Source organism: Chromohalobacter sp. 48-RD10 (assembly GCF_029889785.1).
Taxonomy (GTDB): Bacteria; Pseudomonadota; Gammaproteobacteria; order Pseudomonadales; family Halomonadaceae; genus Chromohalobacter.
Map to the genome: position 1 here is coordinate 1 of NZ_JARANX010000082.1, position 2,528 is coordinate 2,528.

At 66.9% G+C, this 2,528-nt stretch carries 5 protein-coding genes; all 5 read left to right on the plus strand.

Going from position 1 to position 2,528, the window contains the following annotated elements; genetic code table 11:
* The first annotated feature begins 89 nt into the window (after positions 1–89).
* Positions 90–575: a phage baseplate assembly protein V gene (locus OP496_RS17115; protein ID WP_280565030.1), complete on the plus strand. Its 486-nt coding sequence runs from the start codon at positions 90–92 to the stop codon at positions 573–575.
* A gap of 9 nt (positions 576–584) precedes the next feature.
* Positions 585–872 (plus strand): PAAR domain-containing protein, encoded by a 288-nt coding sequence (locus OP496_RS17120; RefSeq protein WP_280565033.1) that lies wholly within the window; start codon positions 585–587, stop codon positions 870–872.
* A 48-nt stretch (positions 873–920) separates the two neighbouring features.
* Entirely contained in the window at positions 921–1,259 is a 339-nt protein-coding gene (locus tag OP496_RS17125) for a GPW/gp25 family protein (protein ID WP_280565034.1), read from the plus strand.
* A complete protein-coding gene (locus tag OP496_RS17130; protein WP_280565036.1) occupies positions 1,259–2,170 on the plus strand; it encodes a baseplate assembly protein in 912 nt (303 codons plus the stop codon). The genes OP496_RS17125 and OP496_RS17130 overlap by 1 nt, the downstream gene beginning before the upstream one ends.
* On the plus strand, positions 2,163–2,528 hold a 366-nt coding region (locus tag OP496_RS17135; RefSeq protein WP_280565039.1), incomplete at its 3' end, for a phage tail protein I. The genes OP496_RS17130 and OP496_RS17135, both read left to right, overlap by 8 nt.

Consider the following 2,528-nt stretch of genomic DNA (forward strand, 5'->3'; position numbering starts at 1 on the left):
TATGTCGGACTCGAGCCTCTGATCGGGCCCGAGAACGAAGCGTTCTACACGCGCCAGGATGGCAGCCAGCACGAAGAGGAGGGCAGCGAGTGAACCAGGCCTGGCGACTTCAGGAGCTGGAGCGGCGGCTCAACAACCTGCTGATGGTCGGCACCATCCTCGAGGTGGATCATGCCGCCCGTAAACTGCGCGTGGAGGTTGGTGCGATCCGTACCGCCTGGCTCGACTGGCCAGTGGAGATCGGCCGCAACTTCCGCCGCTGGCGCCCGCTTCGCCAGGGGCAGCAGGTGGTGCTGGCATCGCCCTCTGGCGATCCGGCGCAGGCGGTGATCTCCGGCATGCTCTACAGCGCGGCGCTGCCGGCGCCTTCCGATAGTCCCGACCTTGACCTGGTCGAGTTCGAGGACGGGGCGCGCTTCCAGTACGACAGTGCTGCACACGAGAGCATCGCCGAAACCGGCGGCAGCCGTATCACCATGGATCGCGACCGTATCCTGCTCGAGAGCAATGGCAGCACTCTCGAGCTCGACGCCGCCGGCATCCGGCTCAACGGTGCCCGCATCGACCTGAACTGAGGAGGCACCATGCCCGCCGTTACACGCAAGGGCGACAGCTGCACCGGCCACGGCGATTTCCCGCCGCGCGCGAGCACCGGCGGCAGTGGCGACGTCTACGCCAACGGCATCGCGGTCCATCGCCAGGGCGATGGCTGGGCGGTGCATTGCAACCCCACCCCGAGCTGTCACGGCAGCAGCCTGGCCGCCGGATCCTCCACGGTCTACGCCAACGGTGCCCCGCTGGGCCGCATCGGCGACCCGGTCGCCTGCGGTTCCTCCGTCGCCGGCGGCAGCGGTGACGTCTTCGCCGGGTAGAACCACTGCCAGCGGAGCGCGCACGCGGGCTAGCCCATGATGGCCCGCATGAACGGTATGAATGCGCAGTCCGGGCGCTCCCTCTCCGGCATCAACCATTTGCGGCAATCGCTGCGCGACATCCTGACCACACCGATTGGTACCAGGGTGATGCGCCGCGACTATGGCTCGCGCTTGTTCGAGTTGATCGACGCGCCGATGAACAACGCCACGCTGGTGGAGCTCTACGGTGCGACTGCCGAAGCCCTTGCACGCTGGGAGAGTCGCTTTCGGCTTACGCGGGTACGTGCTACCAGCGCGGAGCCAGGCCGTGTCATCCTCGAGCTGTTGGGCGAGTACCGACCCACTGGTGAGACCATCAACCTCGACGGCATTGAGGTGACTTGATGGCAAGCCCGATCGATCTCTCCCGCTTACCGGCCCCGGCTGTCGTCGAGGAGCTCGACTTCGAGACCATCTTCGCCGAGCGCAAATCCCGCTTGCTCGAATTGACGCCCGAGGCCGATCGCGCCGACGTCGAGGCCACGCTCGAACTCGAATCCGAGCCGATCACCAAGCTACTGCAGGAAAACGCATACCGCGAAATGACCTGGCGCCAGCGCGTCAACGAAGCGGCCAAGGCCGTGATGCTCGCTTACTCAAACGACGAAGATCTCGACCAGCTCGCCGCCAATTACAACGTTGAGCGGCTGACCGTCGACGATGGCGACCCGGATGCTACGCCGCCGGTACCGCCCACCTACGAGAAAAACGACGAACTCCGCCTGCGCGCCCAGCGCGCCTGGGAGGGACTGAGCGTCGCCGGGCCCACCCAGGCCTACGAGTTTCACGCATTGAGCGCCGACGGCCGCGTCGCCGATGCCACCGCAATCAGCCCCGAACCCTGCGATGCCCTGGTTACTATCCTCGCCCGCGACGGCAACGGCGAGGCCAGCCAGGACCTACTCGACGTCGTCTATGCCGCACTCTCTGCTGAGACCGTGCGCCCGGTATGCGACCGGCTCACGGTCCAGAGTGCCGAGATCGTCGATTACGCCGTCGACGCCACGCTCTACCTCTACCCCGGCCCCGAACAAGAGCCGATCCTTGCCGCCGCGCGCGACGCCCTGGCCACATACGTCAGCACGCAACGCCGCCTCGGCCGCGATATACGCCTCAGCGCCGTCTATGCCGCCCTGCACGTCGAGGGTGTGCAGCGTGTCGAACTCGCCGCGCCGGCGGCGGACGTCGTGCTCGATGACACCCAGGCCGCGCACTGCACCGCCATGAGCGTCGAGATCGGAGGTAGCGATGAGTGATTTGCTCCCCCCGAACAGCACCCCGCTCGAACGTGCCGCCGCCGAGGCGGGCGCCGAGATCCAGCGCGTGCCCATCCTGCTGCGTCAGCTCTGGAACCCGTACACCTGCCCGCTGGCCCTGCTGCCATATCTCGCCTGGGCCTTTTCTGTCGACCGTTGGGACGCGACATGGAGCGAGAGCGCCAAGCGCAGCGTCGTCGCCGCCGCGTTCTACGTCCATCAGAAGAAAGGCACGATCAGCGCGCTACGCCGCGTCGTCGAGCCCCTGGGCTACCTGCTCGAGGTCGTCGAATGGTGGCAGACCGATCCCCCAGGCCCGCGCGGCACGTTCGATCTGCGCATCGGCGTGCTCGATACC

Excerpts from the sequence above, each read along its gene's own strand:
- OP496_RS17130 (WP_280565036.1), top strand. The coding sequence starts at position 1,259 with ATGGCAAGCCCGATCGATCTCTCCCGCTTACCGGCCCCGGCTGTCGTC.
- OP496_RS17125 (WP_280565034.1), top strand. The coding sequence starts at position 921 with ATGAACGGTATGAATGCGCAGTCCGGGCGCTCCCTCTCCGGCATCAAC.
- OP496_RS17120 (WP_280565033.1), top strand. The coding sequence starts at position 585 with ATGCCCGCCGTTACACGCAAGGGCGACAGCTGCACCGGCCACGGCGAT.